15 protein-coding genes and 3 pseudogenes are annotated in these 14,226 nt (G+C 66.9%); 16 read left to right on the top strand and 2 right to left on the bottom strand.

Going from position 1 to position 14,226, the window contains the following annotated elements:
• Positions 1 to 8 precede the first annotated feature (8 nt).
• The 10 genes and pseudogenes from PSR88_RS38875 to PSR88_RS38830 all read left to right on the top strand — a co-directional run.
• Positions 9 to 745: pseudogene (locus tag PSR88_RS38875) on the top strand (FtsK/SpoIIIE domain-containing protein); the annotation flags it as partial.
• A 131-nt stretch (positions 746 to 876) separates the two neighbouring features.
• Positions 877 to 1,224, top strand: a complete 348-nt coding sequence (locus PSR88_RS38870; protein WP_016884315.1) for a hypothetical protein — start codon at positions 877 to 879, stop codon at positions 1,222 to 1,224.
• Positions 1,225 to 1,229: 5 nt separating this feature from the next.
• Positions 1,230 to 2,603 carry a hypothetical protein gene (locus tag PSR88_RS38865; protein ID WP_016884316.1) on the top strand — a complete coding sequence of 458 codons (1,374 nt, stop codon included), beginning with the start codon at positions 1,230 to 1,232 and terminating at the stop codon, positions 2,601 to 2,603.
• Between the two features lie 113 nt (positions 2,604 to 2,716).
• The gene (locus PSR88_RS38860) at positions 2,717 to 3,949 is read left to right on the top strand and encodes a hypothetical protein (RefSeq protein ID WP_016884317.1); all 1,233 of its coding nucleotides are present in this window, start codon (positions 2,717 to 2,719) and stop codon (positions 3,947 to 3,949) included.
• 24 nt (positions 3,950 to 3,973) lie between these two features.
• Entirely contained in the window at positions 3,974 to 4,693 is a 720-nt protein-coding gene (locus tag PSR88_RS38855) for a hypothetical protein (RefSeq protein ID WP_192815097.1), read from the top strand.
• A 143-nt stretch (positions 4,694 to 4,836) separates the two neighbouring features.
• Positions 4,837 to 5,636 (top strand): annotated as a pseudogene (locus tag PSR88_RS38850) (N-formylglutamate amidohydrolase).
• Between the two features lie 350 nt (positions 5,637 to 5,986).
• Positions 5,987 to 6,136 carry a hypothetical protein gene (locus PSR88_RS38845; protein WP_181450714.1) on the top strand — a complete coding sequence of 50 codons (150 nt, stop codon included), beginning with the start codon at positions 5,987 to 5,989 and terminating at the stop codon, positions 6,134 to 6,136.
• Positions 6,137 to 6,273: 137 nt separating this feature from the next.
• The gene (locus PSR88_RS38840) at positions 6,274 to 6,768 is read left to right on the top strand and encodes a hypothetical protein (RefSeq protein ID WP_029539669.1); all 495 of its coding nucleotides are present in this window, start codon (positions 6,274 to 6,276) and stop codon (positions 6,766 to 6,768) included.
• A gap of 635 nt (positions 6,769 to 7,403) precedes the next feature.
• The gene (locus tag PSR88_RS38835; RefSeq protein WP_016884321.1) at positions 7,404 to 7,742 is read left to right on the top strand and encodes a hypothetical protein; all 339 of its coding nucleotides are present in this window, start codon (positions 7,404 to 7,406) and stop codon (positions 7,740 to 7,742) included.
• Between the two features lie 188 nt (positions 7,743 to 7,930).
• Entirely contained in the window at positions 7,931 to 8,638 is a 708-nt protein-coding gene (locus PSR88_RS38830; RefSeq protein WP_016884323.1) for a hypothetical protein, read from the top strand.
• 96 nt (positions 8,639 to 8,734) lie between these two features.
• Here the strand turns inward: PSR88_RS38830 and PSR88_RS38825 are convergent, their stop codons facing one another.
• Positions 8,735 to 8,929: a hypothetical protein gene (locus PSR88_RS38825; protein WP_157180197.1), complete on the bottom strand. Its 195-nt coding sequence runs from the start codon at positions 8,927 to 8,929 to the stop codon at positions 8,735 to 8,737.
• Positions 8,930 to 8,938: 9 nt separating this feature from the next.
• Here PSR88_RS38825 and PSR88_RS38820 point away from each other — a divergent pair, with 9 nt between their 5' ends.
• Positions 8,939 to 10,180 (top strand): UPF0158 family protein, encoded by a 1,242-nt coding sequence (locus PSR88_RS38820; RefSeq protein ID WP_029539670.1) that lies wholly within the window; start codon positions 8,939 to 8,941, stop codon positions 10,178 to 10,180.
• A gap of 742 nt (positions 10,181 to 10,922) precedes the next feature.
• On the opposite strand, the gene PSR88_RS38815 is transcribed toward PSR88_RS38820, so the two are convergent.
• Positions 10,923 to 11,552 (bottom strand): hypothetical protein, encoded by a 630-nt coding sequence (locus PSR88_RS38815; protein ID WP_016884325.1) that lies wholly within the window; start codon positions 11,550 to 11,552, stop codon positions 10,923 to 10,925.
• Between the two features lie 53 nt (positions 11,553 to 11,605).
• Between PSR88_RS38815 and PSR88_RS38810 the strand changes: the two are divergent.
• The 5 genes and pseudogenes from PSR88_RS38810 to PSR88_RS38790 all read left to right on the top strand — a co-directional run bounded on the left by PSR88_RS38810 (position 11,606) and on the right by PSR88_RS38790 (position 13,427).
• Positions 11,606 to 11,871: pseudogene (locus tag PSR88_RS38810) on the top strand (BrnT family toxin).
• Entirely contained in the window at positions 11,861 to 12,097 is a 237-nt protein-coding gene (gene brnA, locus PSR88_RS38805) for a type II toxin-antitoxin system BrnA family antitoxin (protein WP_029539671.1), read from the top strand. The pseudogene PSR88_RS38810 and the gene brnA overlap by 11 nt, the downstream one beginning before the upstream one ends.
• 166 nt (positions 12,098 to 12,263) lie before the next feature.
• Positions 12,264 to 12,548, top strand: coding sequence for a DUF6308 family protein (locus PSR88_RS38800; protein WP_342338997.1), 285 nt, complete (start codon positions 12,264 to 12,266; stop codon positions 12,546 to 12,548).
• A 12-nt stretch (positions 12,549 to 12,560) separates the two neighbouring features.
• Positions 12,561 to 12,752 carry an antitoxin VbhA family protein gene (locus PSR88_RS38795; protein WP_061042154.1) on the top strand — a complete coding sequence of 64 codons (192 nt, stop codon included), beginning with the start codon at positions 12,561 to 12,563 and terminating at the stop codon, positions 12,750 to 12,752.
• A 30-nt stretch (positions 12,753 to 12,782) separates the two neighbouring features.
• Entirely contained in the window at positions 12,783 to 13,427 is a 645-nt protein-coding gene (locus tag PSR88_RS38790) for a Fic/DOC family protein (RefSeq protein WP_342338984.1), read from the top strand.
• The last annotated feature ends 799 nt before the right edge of the window (positions 13,428 to 14,226 follow it).

Here is a 14,226-nt window from a genome sequence, read left to right as displayed (position 1 = left end):
CCGCCGCGAACCCGGCTGAAAGGACCGACAAGGATCTGCCATACGCGACGACATTCAGGGGTGAAACCCTGTCCTGGAACATCTCCTCCCACAAAGCCGGACCGCACTGCCTGATCGTCGGCCCCACCAGGGGCGGCAAGACCACGGCCATCCGTACCCTGCTGACCGAGGCCGCAAGCCGCGGCATCCCCTTCGACGGCATCTACCCGAAGACGATCGAACTCGACGGCCTCGAGACCGAACCGAACCGCGTCACGAACACCGGCGATGCCCTGCGTGCCGCCGAGTTCATCCGAGCACTGCACCGCGAGATGCACGCGCGGGTGGAATGGGTTCAGGAGAATTGGGCACAACCGACAGACCTTCAGCCGCTCATAGTCGCAGTCGACGAGTTCGTCATTCTTTCCGGTAAGTGGCAGCGCCTGGCCAAGACCGGTGACGACGAGACCGGGCGCAGCTCAAAGAACTCGACCCGCTCGGGGCGTGGGCCGACCTCGCTGTCCTTGCCCGTTCGGCCGGTATCCGACTGTTGCTCGGGGTGCAGCGCCCCGACGCGAGCCTGTTCGGTGGTGTGTGCGGCAATGCGCGCGACAACTTCGGTACCCGCATCAGCCTCGGCAATCTGTCGCAGGACGGCGCGCGGATGATGTGGGGCGACTCGACCGTGGGCCGTGAGGTCGACACCTCCGTCAAGGGCCGCGGCATCGCGCTCGGCGACGACGGTCGGACCACTGCCGTGCAGATGCGAACCCCTGAGCAGACCCCCGCAGAACCAACCTTCTCGCCGATGACCTGGTACTCCCGAATTTCCTCGACAACGCCTCCCGAGGCGACTGACCTCAGCTCCACCGACACCACCACCGAAAGGGAACACACATGAGCCGCCGTATCTCCCAATCGATCACCCCGACTACCGAGGACGTGGCCGCGCTGCGCGGACCGTTCGTTGCCAAGGGTGCGAACGACCCTGTCATCAAGTCGCTGCGCGAGTACTTCAAGAGTTCGGTCCCCGCGTGGCTGGCCAAGCTCAGTGTGGAGCAGGAGCTGACCCGCGAGCGGCTCGCAGAAATTCGGGATGCCTCGTCCAAGCGTCGCGTCGTCATCGAAGCGCTGCCTGAGGGAAGTGCCCGTGACAAGGCCCTGGCTGAGCTGGAGACGGCCGAGGCCGTCGTCGACGACATGGATAAGGCGCTGTCCGGGGCCAGTGCCTTCGGGGTCAACTAGCGATGATGCCGACCGTTGATGTCGAGATCACCTCCGCGACCACTGCCCGCGCCACCCTGGCGGACGCCGACGTGTCTCCGATGAATCTGGAGGCGAACGAGAGCAAAACCCTCTCCACTGTTGTGCACGAGTTCCTGCACAAGATGGCGCAGACTCAGGGCGCTGACGTCGAGGTCGTCTACCGGACGGGAAAGGACACTCGGTTCCTGACCGTCGGCCCGGACGGGAAGACGGAGGAACGCGCCCCGAGCATGCCCCTGCCGACCGTCACGCACACCGCGCCCGAACCGGTGGCGGCGGAGCCTGTCTCCATGCCGCCGGGCGGGCCGGTGGTCGTGGCGGCCGAACAGATCGCCTACGAGGCGGCCCCGCCACTCTCCGATGCCTCCACACGTTCCCTAGTGGGGCAGCGGCCGACAGAGCCGATCAAAGGCCCAATCGCGGGTCCGTTGGATGTGCTCCCGCAGCTGTCCGCGCCGCGCGCGAACCCCGCGGCGAGCGACCCTGCTCGGCTCGGTGTGCGTGGCCGACTCAACGCCATACTCGGACTCAAGCTCGCACCGAAGACGGACTCGCTCGAGATGCGACTGCGCGATTCGCAGACAACGATCGCCCGCCCGCTCCCCGAGGACGCAGTGATCACCTTCGCCAACCTCAAGGGCGGCGTCGGCAAGACCCCGATGTCGATCAGCCTGGCCGAGACGCTGTCCGAGCACCGAGGCCCCGCCACCGTCACGTGCATGGACCTCGGCGAAGTCGGCGGCAGCTTCGCTGATCGCGTGGCCGTTCCTCCAGCCGGGGGCAAGGACGTGGTCGGCCTGCTGGCCGCGATCGACCCGGCGGCCACCGACGTCCGGCCGTCCACGCTTGCCCGCTATCTGACGCGTCAGCCGTCCGGCTCCGACATCATCGCCGGGCGTGCCGGGGCCGACTCGCCCCTGAGCTACGACGACGCCGCAGCGCTCGGGGCGATCCTCGGCCGGCACCGCGACGTCCTGGTCGCTGACACCGGAAATTCCAGCCATGCCGGGAGTTGGCGCTGGGCGATCACGGCCGCGCACGCGGTGATACTCCCGGTTCCGCTGCGCCGCGACGCCGCCGCGGCCGCCCAGCGCACCCTCGCCACGATCACAGCAGTCCGGCCCGACGTTCTCGCCCGCACCGTCGTGGTCATCACCGCCGGACCCGGGGACGTTCCGATGGTCGAGATCGAGGTTGTCAACGCGCTCCCCGCTCTGCGGGTGTGCCGGATGCCGTTCGAGCCGTTGTTCGCCTCCGGCGAGCGCATTGCGCTCAGCCAGTTGCGGCGGGAGACGCAGGACGCGTTGACCGTGCTCGCGGCCACCGTTGTCGACCTGATGGCGGGCGTCGTGGGCTGATGCGCTGGCCCGGCCAGCCAGGTCTGGCGTGACCGTCCTACCTCCGATCCTTCCCATTCCATGAAGATCCGGCCCCTCCCACGAGGGCGAACCCAGATGAAAGGCGATGCTCGATGAGCAACGACAACAACAACACCGATAACCGGGCTGCCCGCCGCGCCCGAGGCCGGCACCGCCGCCGCAGCGCCACCCAGGCCGCCACCGCGCTGGCAGTCATCACCGCTGCCCTGGCCTCCGGCATTGCCCTGTCCCCGTCCGCGTTCGCCAACCCGATCCAGGGCGGTGTCACCGGCGGCAGCAACCAGGAAGGTGTCACCGGCGGCGACACCCCCAGCGGAACCACCACCCCCACACCAACACCCGAGCCCGCATACGTGCCTGAGACCCCGGCGGAACCGGTGTACTGGGTCACCCCGCCCGCCGAGTACCAGAACATCGAGTACCAGCCGCTCCCGAACTACGATTACGACACCAATGCGTATGTCGAGCCGGAGAACTACTACCTCGCGCCGGTGCAGCTCGACCAGCTGCACCTGCCGACCCCGGTGGAGCCGACCGCACCGTTCATCGCGCCCCGGGACACCCTTCGGCTGGGTGAGCTGCACATCAAGCAGCCGAACTGGATCAGCGACCTGGACCGGGACCGCACCAACAACACGATGTCGGTTGTCCAGGCAGGGGTCTCGACCGGTTGGCGGTCGATCGGCGTGGAAACGAACCGGGCCGACCGGATCGCCGCCGCACAGGTCGGTGCCGGCGCGCTGGGAGTGGTCACCGGTGCTGCTGCCGCCGGGGTTCCTGCCGCCATCGCTGGCGGGGCCGCTGTCGGCACCGTCTCAGGACTTGTAGGTGCTACTGCGGGCAACGCGTTCGTCCCCGGCATCGGCTGGGCACCGGTCGGGGCCATCGCGACCGGTGCCGGTGCTGCGGCCGGGGCCGCGGCATTCGGGCTTCCCGCGGCAGCGCTCGGCGCGGTCATCGGCGGCGCGGTCGCGGTCGCTGCGGTCACCCCGATCGCCGCCGGCGACAAGGGCGAACCCCGGGAGATCGAGGTCCCGGACATCGACTCCGAAGCCGTGACCGCCCAGACCGGGACTGTGCTCAACGAGTGGGAGAACTCCGGCCCGGTCGGTCAGGCCGTCGCCGGCGCCGTTCAGGACACAGCCCAGGCTGCACCCGCGATCGACCAGCAGGCCCGCGACTTCGTCGCCGCCCAGCACGGCGGCGAGCAGATCATCGACCAGGTCGATGGCGCCCTGAACTCGTTCTTCACTGACGCCACCCCTGGCTTGGCCGGAAACCTGCTCTCGAACGCCATCGGCGGCGGCATTCCGGCCGCGAACTGACACCGAAGAAGGCGGGTGCACACCATGAAGAAGCCGACCCTGAGCCGAAAGCCGTCGCGGCATCCCGCCGTGATCGACCTCCTCGACGGCTCACCCACCGCCGGCAACCCTCCGGGCGCCCGCACCACGGCGCCCGGCGACCCGGCCACACCACCACCCCCACCGCCCCGACCCCGGTCACCTGTACCGCCGGCCCGCGGCGGCCGCGGGCCGGGAAAGAAGGCGATGGCCGCCGTCGCGGCGGTCGCCGTCGCTGTGGCCTGCGGGGTGGCCATCAGCCACCTGCGCAAAGGGGACAGTGAAACCGCACCGACCGCGGCCACAACCAGCGCCACCGCAGCGGTTGACGAGAACGGGCTGCCCATCCTCAACCTGCCCGAACCGGCACCGACCGAACAGACATCCGCGTCGGACGGGGAGTGCCGGGCAGACCGTGGTGACCAGAAGAGCGGCGCGGGCGTGATCGCAGCGTTCAATTTTGCGTACTACAGCCAGCGCAACGGTGAAACCGCCCGAGCGCTCGCAACACCGAGCTCATCAGTGCTCCCTGGACCGGAGCTGCAGAAGGTCATCGACGCGGTCCCGGTCGGCACCAACTATTGCCTCCGCACCGTCGAACTGTCCGACGGGGTCTACCTCGTCGATTTATCCGTGATGCAACCCGCCCAGCCGGTCAAACGCGGCACCCAGACCGTGACCACCCAAAAGGTCGACGGGCGCTGGTACGTCGATGTCTTCACCTGAGTAACTGGCCCGGAGGGAGTGCTCGCTGCCGCCAGCGAACCCGACCGAACGGGGACGTAGTCCGGGCGGAGCGCTCGATCACCGACCACGGTTCGCCACCTACCGCCAAGGTTGGCCGCCAGCCGATCTCACGAAAGGAACGCATGAACAGCTTCTCGATCCTGCCAGGTCACCCGTCATCGCCGGTGATCCTGCACGTACCGCACGCCTCCCGCACGATTCCCCCGCACGTCCGCGCACAGCTGCTGCTCGACGACGCGGCACTCGACGCCGAACTGGACGAGGCCACTGATACCGACACCGACCTGATCGCCACGCTCGGCGCCGACCATGCCCACACCTATCCGTGGATCGTGAAGAACGCCTTGTCCCGACTGGTCGTCGACCCCGAACGGTTCCCCGACGCAACCGAACCGGCCACTGCCTTTGGCCGCGGTGCCGTCTACACCCGCACCTGCGACGGAAGGCGGCTTAGGGGCGAACCATTCGCCGACACTGAGGCACTCCTCGACGAGTACTTCCGTCGTACGCCCGTGCGGTCGCCGAGCTCGTCACCGACCGCATCGCCGCATGCGGACGAGCAGTGATCATCGACGTCCACTCCTACCCCGAGCGGCCCTCCGGATTCGAAAACCCAGCAACGGCGCGACCAGCCCTGTGCATCGGCACGGATCCCGTCCACACACCGGACTGGTTGACGAGCGCAACCCGCCGGGCCTTCCTGCCATTTGGGGAGATCGCTGAGAACACCCCCTACACAGGGTGTTACGTGCCGCTTGACCGCTACGGCCGCGACGGCCGCGTATCCGCCGTGATGATCGAGCTGCGCCGCGACACCTACCTGCCCGACGATGGTCGCCCCGGAAAACTCTCGGTCGCACAGCTCGGCACGTGCCTTGCCGCACTCATCGACACCGCAACCGAGGTCGGCGCCGATGTGTAAACCCAAGCCCGGACCACGCTGCACCCCGCACATGCGCAACCGCCTCACCCGCGCCGCTACCCGGCTGACCGAAGCCCGCCGTGACCTCGACGCCCAACCCGACGCCGTCCACCTCCAGCAACGGCTCACCAAGGCCGAATCCAACCACGCCGAAATCCAAGCCCTCTACGACGCCACACCTGGTGGCCAACAAGAACTGCGGTCGGCGATCGAGAGCGAAGCCGGGCCTGCACGAAGCGACCTCGAGCGCCGCTTGGCTGCAGGTGACAGACTGCGTGCGAACCAAATCGAAGCGCTGAGCCGCGCCCGAAACGCTGGGGAAGATGTTCGAACCGAAGGAGCTGACAGCAATGAATCACGAGCAGATGACGCAGGAGCGCAGGGAGGCGTTCTGGCGGAAGTACCGGTGGACGCCCGATCTGCCGCCGGAGCAGCGCAAGGCGATCGAGCAGGTCTGGACGGACGAGAAGATCGAGGAAGCCGAAGCGCTCGGCTTCTGATTGGTGGCCGCCGAGTCGACCCGCTCGCCGCATACAGCCGGCCTGACTCCGAGCGAGCCGACTTCGCTGCGCGTGGGCTATCGAGCCCGACGTTGTACGAGCTACCGCCGTCGGATGCGGATCTGTACCGCACGCAAATGCTGGAACTGACGAGCAACAACCACTACGCATCGTCGGTCTACGTCTATGACGAGCGTGAATACGCCGAAATGCGGATGCTGGTCACCGAGGACGGAAAAGCTGGCGTCGCCCTGAAGGACGATGAAGTCGTCTCGGTGTTCTCCCACAACGACGGCGCGCATCCCAACGCCGCTTCCTCGATGCTGCGCCAGGCCACCGTCCTCGGAGGACGACGCCTCGACTGCTTCGACACGGTTCTGCCGAACATCTATGCCGACGCCGGATTCGTTCCCGTCGCCCGCCTGGCATGGAACGATGATTACGCGCCCGACGGCTGGGACTATCACACCTACCGCCGCTACAACAACGGACGGCCAGACGTGGTATTCATGGCCCACGATCCAGCAGCGGTCGGCTCACGGTATGACCGGGCGGCCGGGGAGTACGTCAGCGACTACGACGACGGTATCGCTGCGGCGAAGACCTACCGAACCGCAACGGCGGAGATGTAGCGGCTGGCGCGGCGTCGTCAGCCCAAACCCGAGAAGGTCGAGGAAACCGGAGGCCACAGGGGACGGCGTATGCCGCGCCGATCGCGCCACAAGAGCGGTGCGGGAGTCGGCTGCACCTCGACCTCGCCTCCCGGACCGGCCGGGCTCGCCGGGCTCGGGTGGCTGAGCGGCATACGTCAGCGCGCTGCTTCATTTCCGCGAATCCGCGCCTCTGGTCGATAATCCCGGATTCTGCGGTGCGCGCAAAGGTACCGGAACGCACACGACACTCTTCACACTGAGCTGGGCCTTTCACTGAGCAGGTCGTATCGAAGCTTGAGTCACCGGGCAACGCGGGTGGCTCGCGCAGGGCCACCGGACCGCGGCCGTCGAAGGTGGACGCTCTCGGGGAGTGTCGGGCAATTATTTCCGAGTCCGCAATTTTTCTCTGGGAATGGCTGCCCTCGTCCGACTGGTGACGCTATCGGGGGATGATCGCTGTAGCGTGGATGGTCCTGTGAGCCCTTGTTCGTATCGGCGGATGGAGGTCGGGTCGTCGCTGCGTGAGCGTGGGTTGACCTGCGAAAACGGTGGCCGGACCCGTACACTGTGGGCACGACCGCAGCGGTAGTTGGCCTGAGCAATGAGGGAGCGAGATGACGGTGGTCAACATGAAGGTCACCCGACAGAAGCTCATGCAGACCGCCATCCTGAACAAGGTCGAGCGCGAGCATCTGCCCCTCGACACCGTCCGCGTACGCCGCAGTCTCCAGAGTGTCCGTGAGCATGTGAGTCGAAGCCCGCACTTCACCGACTTCCTGGATCGGTGGGAACGAATCGTCGAGGACAACGACGTCGAGACCCTTCGTCAGATCGTCGAGTCGGACGACGAGACTGGGAACGAGATGCGCAACCTTTCCCCGCTGCACGTACTGCTGACCGAGGATGAACGAATGAAGGTCCTCGATGATCTGCGTGATGTCGTCCTGAAGTGAACCGCGAGCAGGTCATCAAGGCAGCGTCTACATAGATCTCGTACTTCCTGCCACTGACGTGGGTGGTGTGCGCCGCGATCGACGTGCCCGGCGCCGACGATCGGCCATCACGGCCCTTCACCTGGCCCGACATGTGCGGATAGGTGCGGACGTGGGAGCGTCCCGATCGGTGGGCAGAATGGGGTGCCATGGACGAGGTGGAGTTGGTCGAGCAGGTGCGGCGGCGTTGGGAGCAGGGTGTCCCGCCGAAGGTGATCGCGCGTGCTCTGGGTGTGCGGCCGTCGGTGGTGGCGCCGTTGGTGCGACGAGTCGCTGCCGAGGCCGACGCGTCCCGAGGGTTGGGGCGGGTGCTGGGGTGCTGGGTCAATTGCGGCTGGAGTGTCGGGCTGGGTCTCGGGGGTCATCCGGAGTGGGCGGAATTGGACGCTCCCGCCGGTGAGGTCGAGGGCTTTGCGCAGGTGGTGGTGGCACGAGAGGGACGCCGTGGTCGGGCGACGCTGCGCGGCTACCTGGCCGACGTGCACTGCCTGGGGGTCAAGAATGCCCGGGACCCCGAAACCATGGACGCGGGCAGGATCCCCACCGCCATCCGCACGTACTACGCGGCGTTCGACCGCCCGGCGATGGAGATTCCCATCGAGCTCGGCCGTGAACTGATCCTGGGGGCGGCGGCGTATGCGCGGGGGCTCGGTTTCGAGCCCGCCGGCGCCTTCGATGATGAGGCCGCCGCGTTCCTGGGGGAGTGGGACGGGCCGGGTCGGATCGAGTTCGGTAGGGACGGTCAGCCGTTCTACCTCAACGGGCCCTACGACAATCCGGCTGCTGTCATTGCGACCCTCGAGCGGTCCGTGGGTGCGGGGAACTTCCACGTCTCGGTGGCCGCGGGACCGATGTGACCGCCTACGAACACACCTAACGTCGAGGGAAACGCCCGACTCCGTGGGCGGTGAGCCGAGCAACAGCACACGCCGGCACGCGTACGGGAAGCGCCGCTAGCCGGCCGCTAGCCGGATTCCACAGACGGACCGGCAGCGTTCGATGGGATTATGGTGGGCGAGCGGGTCGATGTTCATTGTCGGCTTCACCGCGGGTGGCGCCCCGTCCGGGTGTTCGAGGACGGGGCGGACGACGACGCATTCGACGGTGTCGCCGCCGATCCCCGCGCCGCGCCGCGGCCCGCATGCCATCCTCGGGGTATGGCGCGAACGTGGTTGTCGGTGACGGTGGAGCTGCTCGGCGGGCGCGGCGAGGAACTGTGGCCGTGGCCCGGCCGTATCTTCGCGGTCGGACCGTCGCATACCTTCATGGACTTTGCGAATGCGATCAACGACGGCTTCGCCCGGTGGGATCGGGCGCACCTGTCGATGTTCACCCTTGCCGATGGACGTGTGGTCACCGACACGGAGACTGGGGCCGAGATGGTGGAGTCGCTCGGTGGGCCGATCACCGAGGCGGTGGACATCGAGTCGGCCAAAGTCGCCCGGCTCCTGAAGCCCGGGGCGGAGTTCCAGTTCACCTTCGACCTGGGTGATGACTGGACCCACCGCTGTGTGATCGGCGCCGAGAAGGTCGACCCCCTGGAAGTGCTGGGGGTCACGCCAGGGAAGCCTCTGCCGTACTGGGGGTGGGGCGCCATCCCGGATCAGTACGGGCGCCGGTGGTCCGACGACGACGGGGAAGGCCGAGCACCGCGCAGACCACCTCAGCCGCATCCGATGCTGCTGCACGCGTGGCCCGCACGGGACCAGGTGCCCGCGCTCGAGGTGTCCGAGCTGCGCGCCGCTATCGCGGCAGCAGATGCCGCCCGCTTCCTGGCCGCGGTGCGCGGCCGTGACGTCGACGACGCGCTGCAACAGGTGGGGGCCGGCGTACCGATGGCACTGCAGCAGCGACGGGAGCAGGCCGAGCCGGTGGCGGTGTCGGTCATCAACCGGCTGACCTGGCGTGCCGGCGCGGGTGACGGGGTGCTGGCCGAGGATCTGCTTGCGTGTCTGCGCGGCGAGCCGCTGGCCGGGCGGGTGGTGCCGGTGGACCTCGAGATGCTCGGTGCCGAATTGGAGGGGGATCTGGGCATGTCGACCGGTGGCTACCTCGACCTGCGCACCGGACAGGTGTATGACGACAGCAGTACTGATCCGATGATGGTCGGCGAGGACGCCGCCGTCGACGTGGAGGCCGAGCCTGACCGGTGGCTCCGGTTCGACCGGACAGGCTCGCGGGAGGGCTGGCGGGATATGGCGGCCTTCGCGCAGCGGCAGCATGATGCGGCGCTGCGGGAGCGGCTGGAGCGGGCGATCGAGGGCAGGGGTGCGTTCGGCCGGTTCCGCGACCTCGTCCACCGGGAGGGCCTCGCCGAACAGTGGTACACCTTCGCCGCCGACCGCCAACTGGGTCGTGCCCGCGAGTTCCTCGCCGACGAGGGCATCCGCGTGGGCTGACGGTCACCACACCGCCGTGCCACGTGTGTCTGTGACCCATCGGCGGGGCCCACGGTCGGGCGTGTTGGGCGGCGAAAGGAGCGGATGTCTTGCTCTGCCGAACTCAGCGCCGATGTCAGAATCGCGGCGACCGCGCGGCCGCTGCCGGTTGACCGTCGCCGGCCGCGCGGTGGGTCTGGGTCAGTGCCAGCAGTTCCACCAGAGGACTGTGGGCACCAGCCAGGGCTGCCACACCATCGAGCTGTCTCCCCGGCCGTACGGCGGGATCGGAAGCACGTCATCACCTCTTGGTCGTGATCGGGGCTGGTGTCGGGGTGATCGTCGATGGTTACTCCCATCGGGTGGCGTTCCATGCGTCGTGCAGAGGAAGAGCCTGTTCTGTTTGGTTTGCTTGAATCGTCGCAGCTGATGTTCAAGCAAACCGACGATTTCATGGCCGACCCGGGGGACGGGAAGACGATTCTTGAACCTGCCCTCTGCACTTGCGGAAGCTTGAATGAACGGAACCCTTGTGCAGCAAATCGCCTATTGCTTGAATCGCACCGGCGCACGTTGTAGCCGGCACCCGACCCTCGGGGCGCGGGCCGTCTTCGTTGCGATCCCGTCGTGACCTGATGTGATGGCATGTCCCCGGTTTGCGATGTGGGGTGCCGGCGGGCACCGGCGTGCCCGGTGTCGAGGATCGGTTGCACACTGGCCTCCTGCGATTGGGGAGGAATGCCCTGGGGGACGGCCACGGTGGTCATGGTGGGTCGTCGGGGACCGCCCAGAGACCCGAGCCGGTCCGTCGGCCGGTGTCGGGGATCAGTGCCCGGAGTCGGGCGGCGTCGTCGCGCAGTGTTTTCTGCAGGTGGGGTCGGACGTCCTCGGCGACGTCTGGTGGGAGTGGGCAGCCGTGGTGTACGAGGTCGGCGGTGTTCTCGATGAGCCGCGCCGCGCGCATGAGGAGGGGTTCCGGCACCCGGACGGTGGGGAGGTCGCCGTCGTGGTCTCGGGTCAGGACGCCGAGGGTGGAGATCAGTGCCATCGCTGGTGCCGGCTCGTGGGGATCCTTGTCGGGGCCGGGGAGGGCGGCGACTTCGACGAGGGCGGCGATCGTCGACCCGAGGGTGGGCAGGGGCATGGTGATGGTGCGGGGCAGTGTCAGCAGGTCGGCGCCGGGTGCCTCGTCCTTGATGCTCAGGGCCAGTTCGCGGGCGAGGGTGCGGAGGGTGTCGTGGTCGAAGTACCGGCGGGCGGTGCGTTCGGTGATGCGCATCTGCTCCGCCACGGCAGCGACTCGGTCGGTGATCAGGTCCTCGAGTTGCTCGGTGGGGACGGTCAGACCGACTCGTGCGAGCTCCTCACCGAGGGCGGAGGCCGTTGTGCTCACCCATGATGATGGTCGCGGCATCGGGGCCTCCTGATCCGAGCGTTCCACCACACCTGGTCTGTCTACCAGTCCGCCCGCGGTGGCGGCGAGCGAACCTGGCCGAGCGCGGCATCGATTTTCTGTCGGCGCAGGCGCTGTGGCGAGATCCGCACCGGCTCGAGGGTGCCCGCGGGAACTACGGATGAGCTCCAGGTGGTTGGTGATCGGTGTGATTGACGGAACATGGTGGTCCGCGGTCGTGACCTTTCGTGCGGCCCGGACCCGGATCATCTCGGTTCGGCGCTCACGTGATGGAGAGGTGGCGCTTTATGAGAGCTGACGAGTTCGACGAGCGTTTTGATGCCGGCGAGGACGTGACGTTCGCGCTCGATACGGCCAGGGCCCGGCGCCCGGGCGAGGAGCAGCGGCGTGTCAATGTCGACTTCCCGGTGTGGATGATCGCGGAGTTGGATCGTGAGGCGACTCGTCTCGGGGTTACCCGGCAGTCGCTGATCAAGGTGTGGATCGCCGAGAGGCTCGAACGCAACGGCTCAACGGCCGCCTGATCCTGCCGCGGTGGCGTGGCGGTACGGAGGGCTCGATCGGTGGACTCGGCTCGGTGGTCTCGGTGTGGGGGCGGTAGTGCTGGTCGGCGGATGATCTGGTTGCGGTGACGTTTGTGTCGGTGCAGGTCCCGCCGCGGGCGATCCTGGGCACCGAAAGGCGGAGGCGCTGCGCGCCGACGACGCGGCGTTGCATCACCGGGTGCTGTCGATCCGCGACGCCGCCGGCCTCCCCGAGGAGATCTCCGTACTGCGCGTCTTCGACGTGATCGCGTGTCGTTGTCGCCGCAGATCGTGCGCCATCGGTGGTGAGGACGTTTGCTGGGACCGGGACGGCGCGATTTCGGGCCGCTTCGACGGCGCGATGCGGGCGATGTGGTGCAGTTCCACGTCACCCGAGTGGTGTCGAGGGGCTGTCTGTGACACTGCATCGGTAAACTGGGGGTTCGAGTAGGAGGTGGCGTGAATGGTGATTCGTCGACCGTTGGATGACCGTGCGCGACGTGAGCGGGCTATCCGCGCGGCCCGGACAACGAGCGAGCTGGAGGGCTCCCGGAGCACTGACGTCACTCGAGCCGATCAGGATGCCTATGTGCGTGGTGAGATCGACATCGAACAGCTTGGCTCCCGGGTCCGTGCACGATACAACCTGGCATAGCAGGCTGGCCGGCGTCGTCGTGGTCGGTCTGTGAGCAGGCCGTACCCGTGGGAATCGGGCGATCATGACACCGATTGGCGGGGTTATTTCATTCCTGACTCGACGGTGCTCCGCAACCGGGTCGGGGCCACGACAGACGATGAGCTGATCAACGCTGAGAACGATCTCGTCGAGGTTCGGGTGGCAGAGCTCAGAGCTGACCCGTCGGTGGTGTCACGAACCTATGATCTGGTCCATCTGCAGGCACTGCATCGATACCTGTTTCAGGATGTGTATGAGTGGGCGGGGGACCTGCGCACCGTCGGCATCGAAAAGGAGGGTGAGTCCTTCATTCCCCCGCGGGAAATCGCTCGGCCGATCGAGTATGTTGCCGAACAGCTGAACGAGCTGCGGCATATCGGCTCTGTCACGAAACAAGCCCTGTCCGGCAAGCTGGCGTATGTGTACGACTTCGTGAACTTTGCTCATCCGTTTCGTGAGGGCAATGGTCGGACGCAGCGAGAGTTCTTCGACCAGTTGCTCGCCGAGTCTGGACGCGGTTTGGCCTGGAACCTGATCGGGCTCTCCGAGCTTCACGCTGCGTGCCACGCAGCGCGCGCGGACTTGGATCTTGAGCCGCTGTGTGCGCTCTTCCGGCGGATCGTGGACGACGAACCTTCCTACCTCTACGACTGAGCCTGCGCCAGTTCTTCTCAACTGCTGTGGGGCTGGGAGGACTGGAAGAGCATGGGGACGGCACGCTCGTCGGGGCGTGGCTGTTGGGGTTGCGGGGTGTATGTCGAGGGCCGCCACGGTCGGCCCTGGCTGGACCCTGCGGCGTAGCTCTCGCCCTTCTCTCGGTACACGGCCCGCATCCGGTTTCCGGGGTGCGGGGGCCGTGTGCTGCGTGGGGGTGTAATGGTGTTGTGACCTGGTGTGATGACATGTCCCCGGTTTGTGATGTGGGGTGCCGGCGAGCTGTGTGTGGGAGTTCCGGCGCCACGGGCGTCGGCGGGCGCGGGTGTCTGTTTCGTCCGTTTTGGAGGTGTTTTTGAAAGTTGTTTATTACCAATATGTTTGGGTAATCAATTGGTTGATAAAGCTTTACATATGTTGTGCACAAATCTTAGATTGTAAGGTTCGTAATCTGTTATGAATTAATAGATTTGGGTGTTTGAGATTTTCAACTGTTTGAGTTGCGTAAGAGAGTGGGGTGATATGCTGTGGGTATGACATGGAGCGGCGTGGGAAGGCGAGTGGGCGGCGGGTCGGGCACACCCTCCCGCCTTCCCAGCCTCGTTGGAGTGTGGGGGACCGGATCGAACGGGACGAGGAAAAGAGCAGGTGAGAACCTAATCTGGGAAACTCAGAGGAGCGAAGCGACTCGATCGACGGCACGGGAATCAGCCCACTGCGAGCCGCGCAGCGGCTCCCTGGCGGGGAGCGCAGCGACTCGCCCCGTCTCCCGGTGCGGAGCACCGGGAGCAGCGCCGCG

It is taken from the genome of Rhodococcus sp. DK176, from assembly GCF_038447315.2.
Lineage (GTDB): Bacteria > Actinomycetota > Actinomycetes > Mycobacteriales > Mycobacteriaceae > Rhodococcus_F > Rhodococcus_F jostii_A.
The sequence above is the reverse complement of the archived record's forward strand: the minus strand, read 5'-3'. Positions and strand labels throughout refer to the sequence as shown.

Excerpts from the sequence above, each read along its gene's own strand:
- PSR88_RS38870 (WP_016884315.1), top strand. The coding sequence starts at position 877 with ATGAGCCGCCGTATCTCCCAATCGATCACCCCGACTACCGAGGACGTG.
- PSR88_RS38865 (WP_016884316.1), top strand. The coding sequence starts at position 1,230 with ATGCCGACCGTTGATGTCGAGATCACCTCCGCGACCACTGCCCGCGCC.
- PSR88_RS38860 (WP_016884317.1), top strand. The coding sequence starts at position 2,717 with ATGAGCAACGACAACAACAACACCGATAACCGGGCTGCCCGCCGCGCC.
- PSR88_RS38855 (WP_192815097.1), top strand. The coding sequence starts at position 3,974 with ATGAAGAAGCCGACCCTGAGCCGAAAGCCGTCGCGGCATCCCGCCGTG.
- PSR88_RS38845 (WP_181450714.1), top strand. The coding sequence starts at position 5,987 with ATGAATCACGAGCAGATGACGCAGGAGCGCAGGGAGGCGTTCTGGCGG.
- PSR88_RS38840 (WP_029539669.1), top strand. The coding sequence starts at position 6,274 with ATGCTGGAACTGACGAGCAACAACCACTACGCATCGTCGGTCTACGTC.
- PSR88_RS38835 (WP_016884321.1), top strand. The coding sequence starts at position 7,404 with ATGACGGTGGTCAACATGAAGGTCACCCGACAGAAGCTCATGCAGACC.
- PSR88_RS38830 (WP_016884323.1), top strand. The coding sequence starts at position 7,931 with ATGGACGAGGTGGAGTTGGTCGAGCAGGTGCGGCGGCGTTGGGAGCAG.
- PSR88_RS38825 (WP_157180197.1), bottom strand. The coding sequence starts at position 8,929 with ATGGCATGCGGGCCGCGGCGCGGCGCGGGGATCGGCGGCGACACCGTC.
- PSR88_RS38820 (WP_029539670.1), top strand. The coding sequence starts at position 8,939 with ATGGCGCGAACGTGGTTGTCGGTGACGGTGGAGCTGCTCGGCGGGCGC.
- brnA (WP_029539671.1), top strand. The coding sequence starts at position 11,861 with ATGAGAGCTGACGAGTTCGACGAGCGTTTTGATGCCGGCGAGGACGTG.
- PSR88_RS38795 (WP_061042154.1), top strand. The coding sequence starts at position 12,561 with ATGGTGATTCGTCGACCGTTGGATGACCGTGCGCGACGTGAGCGGGCT.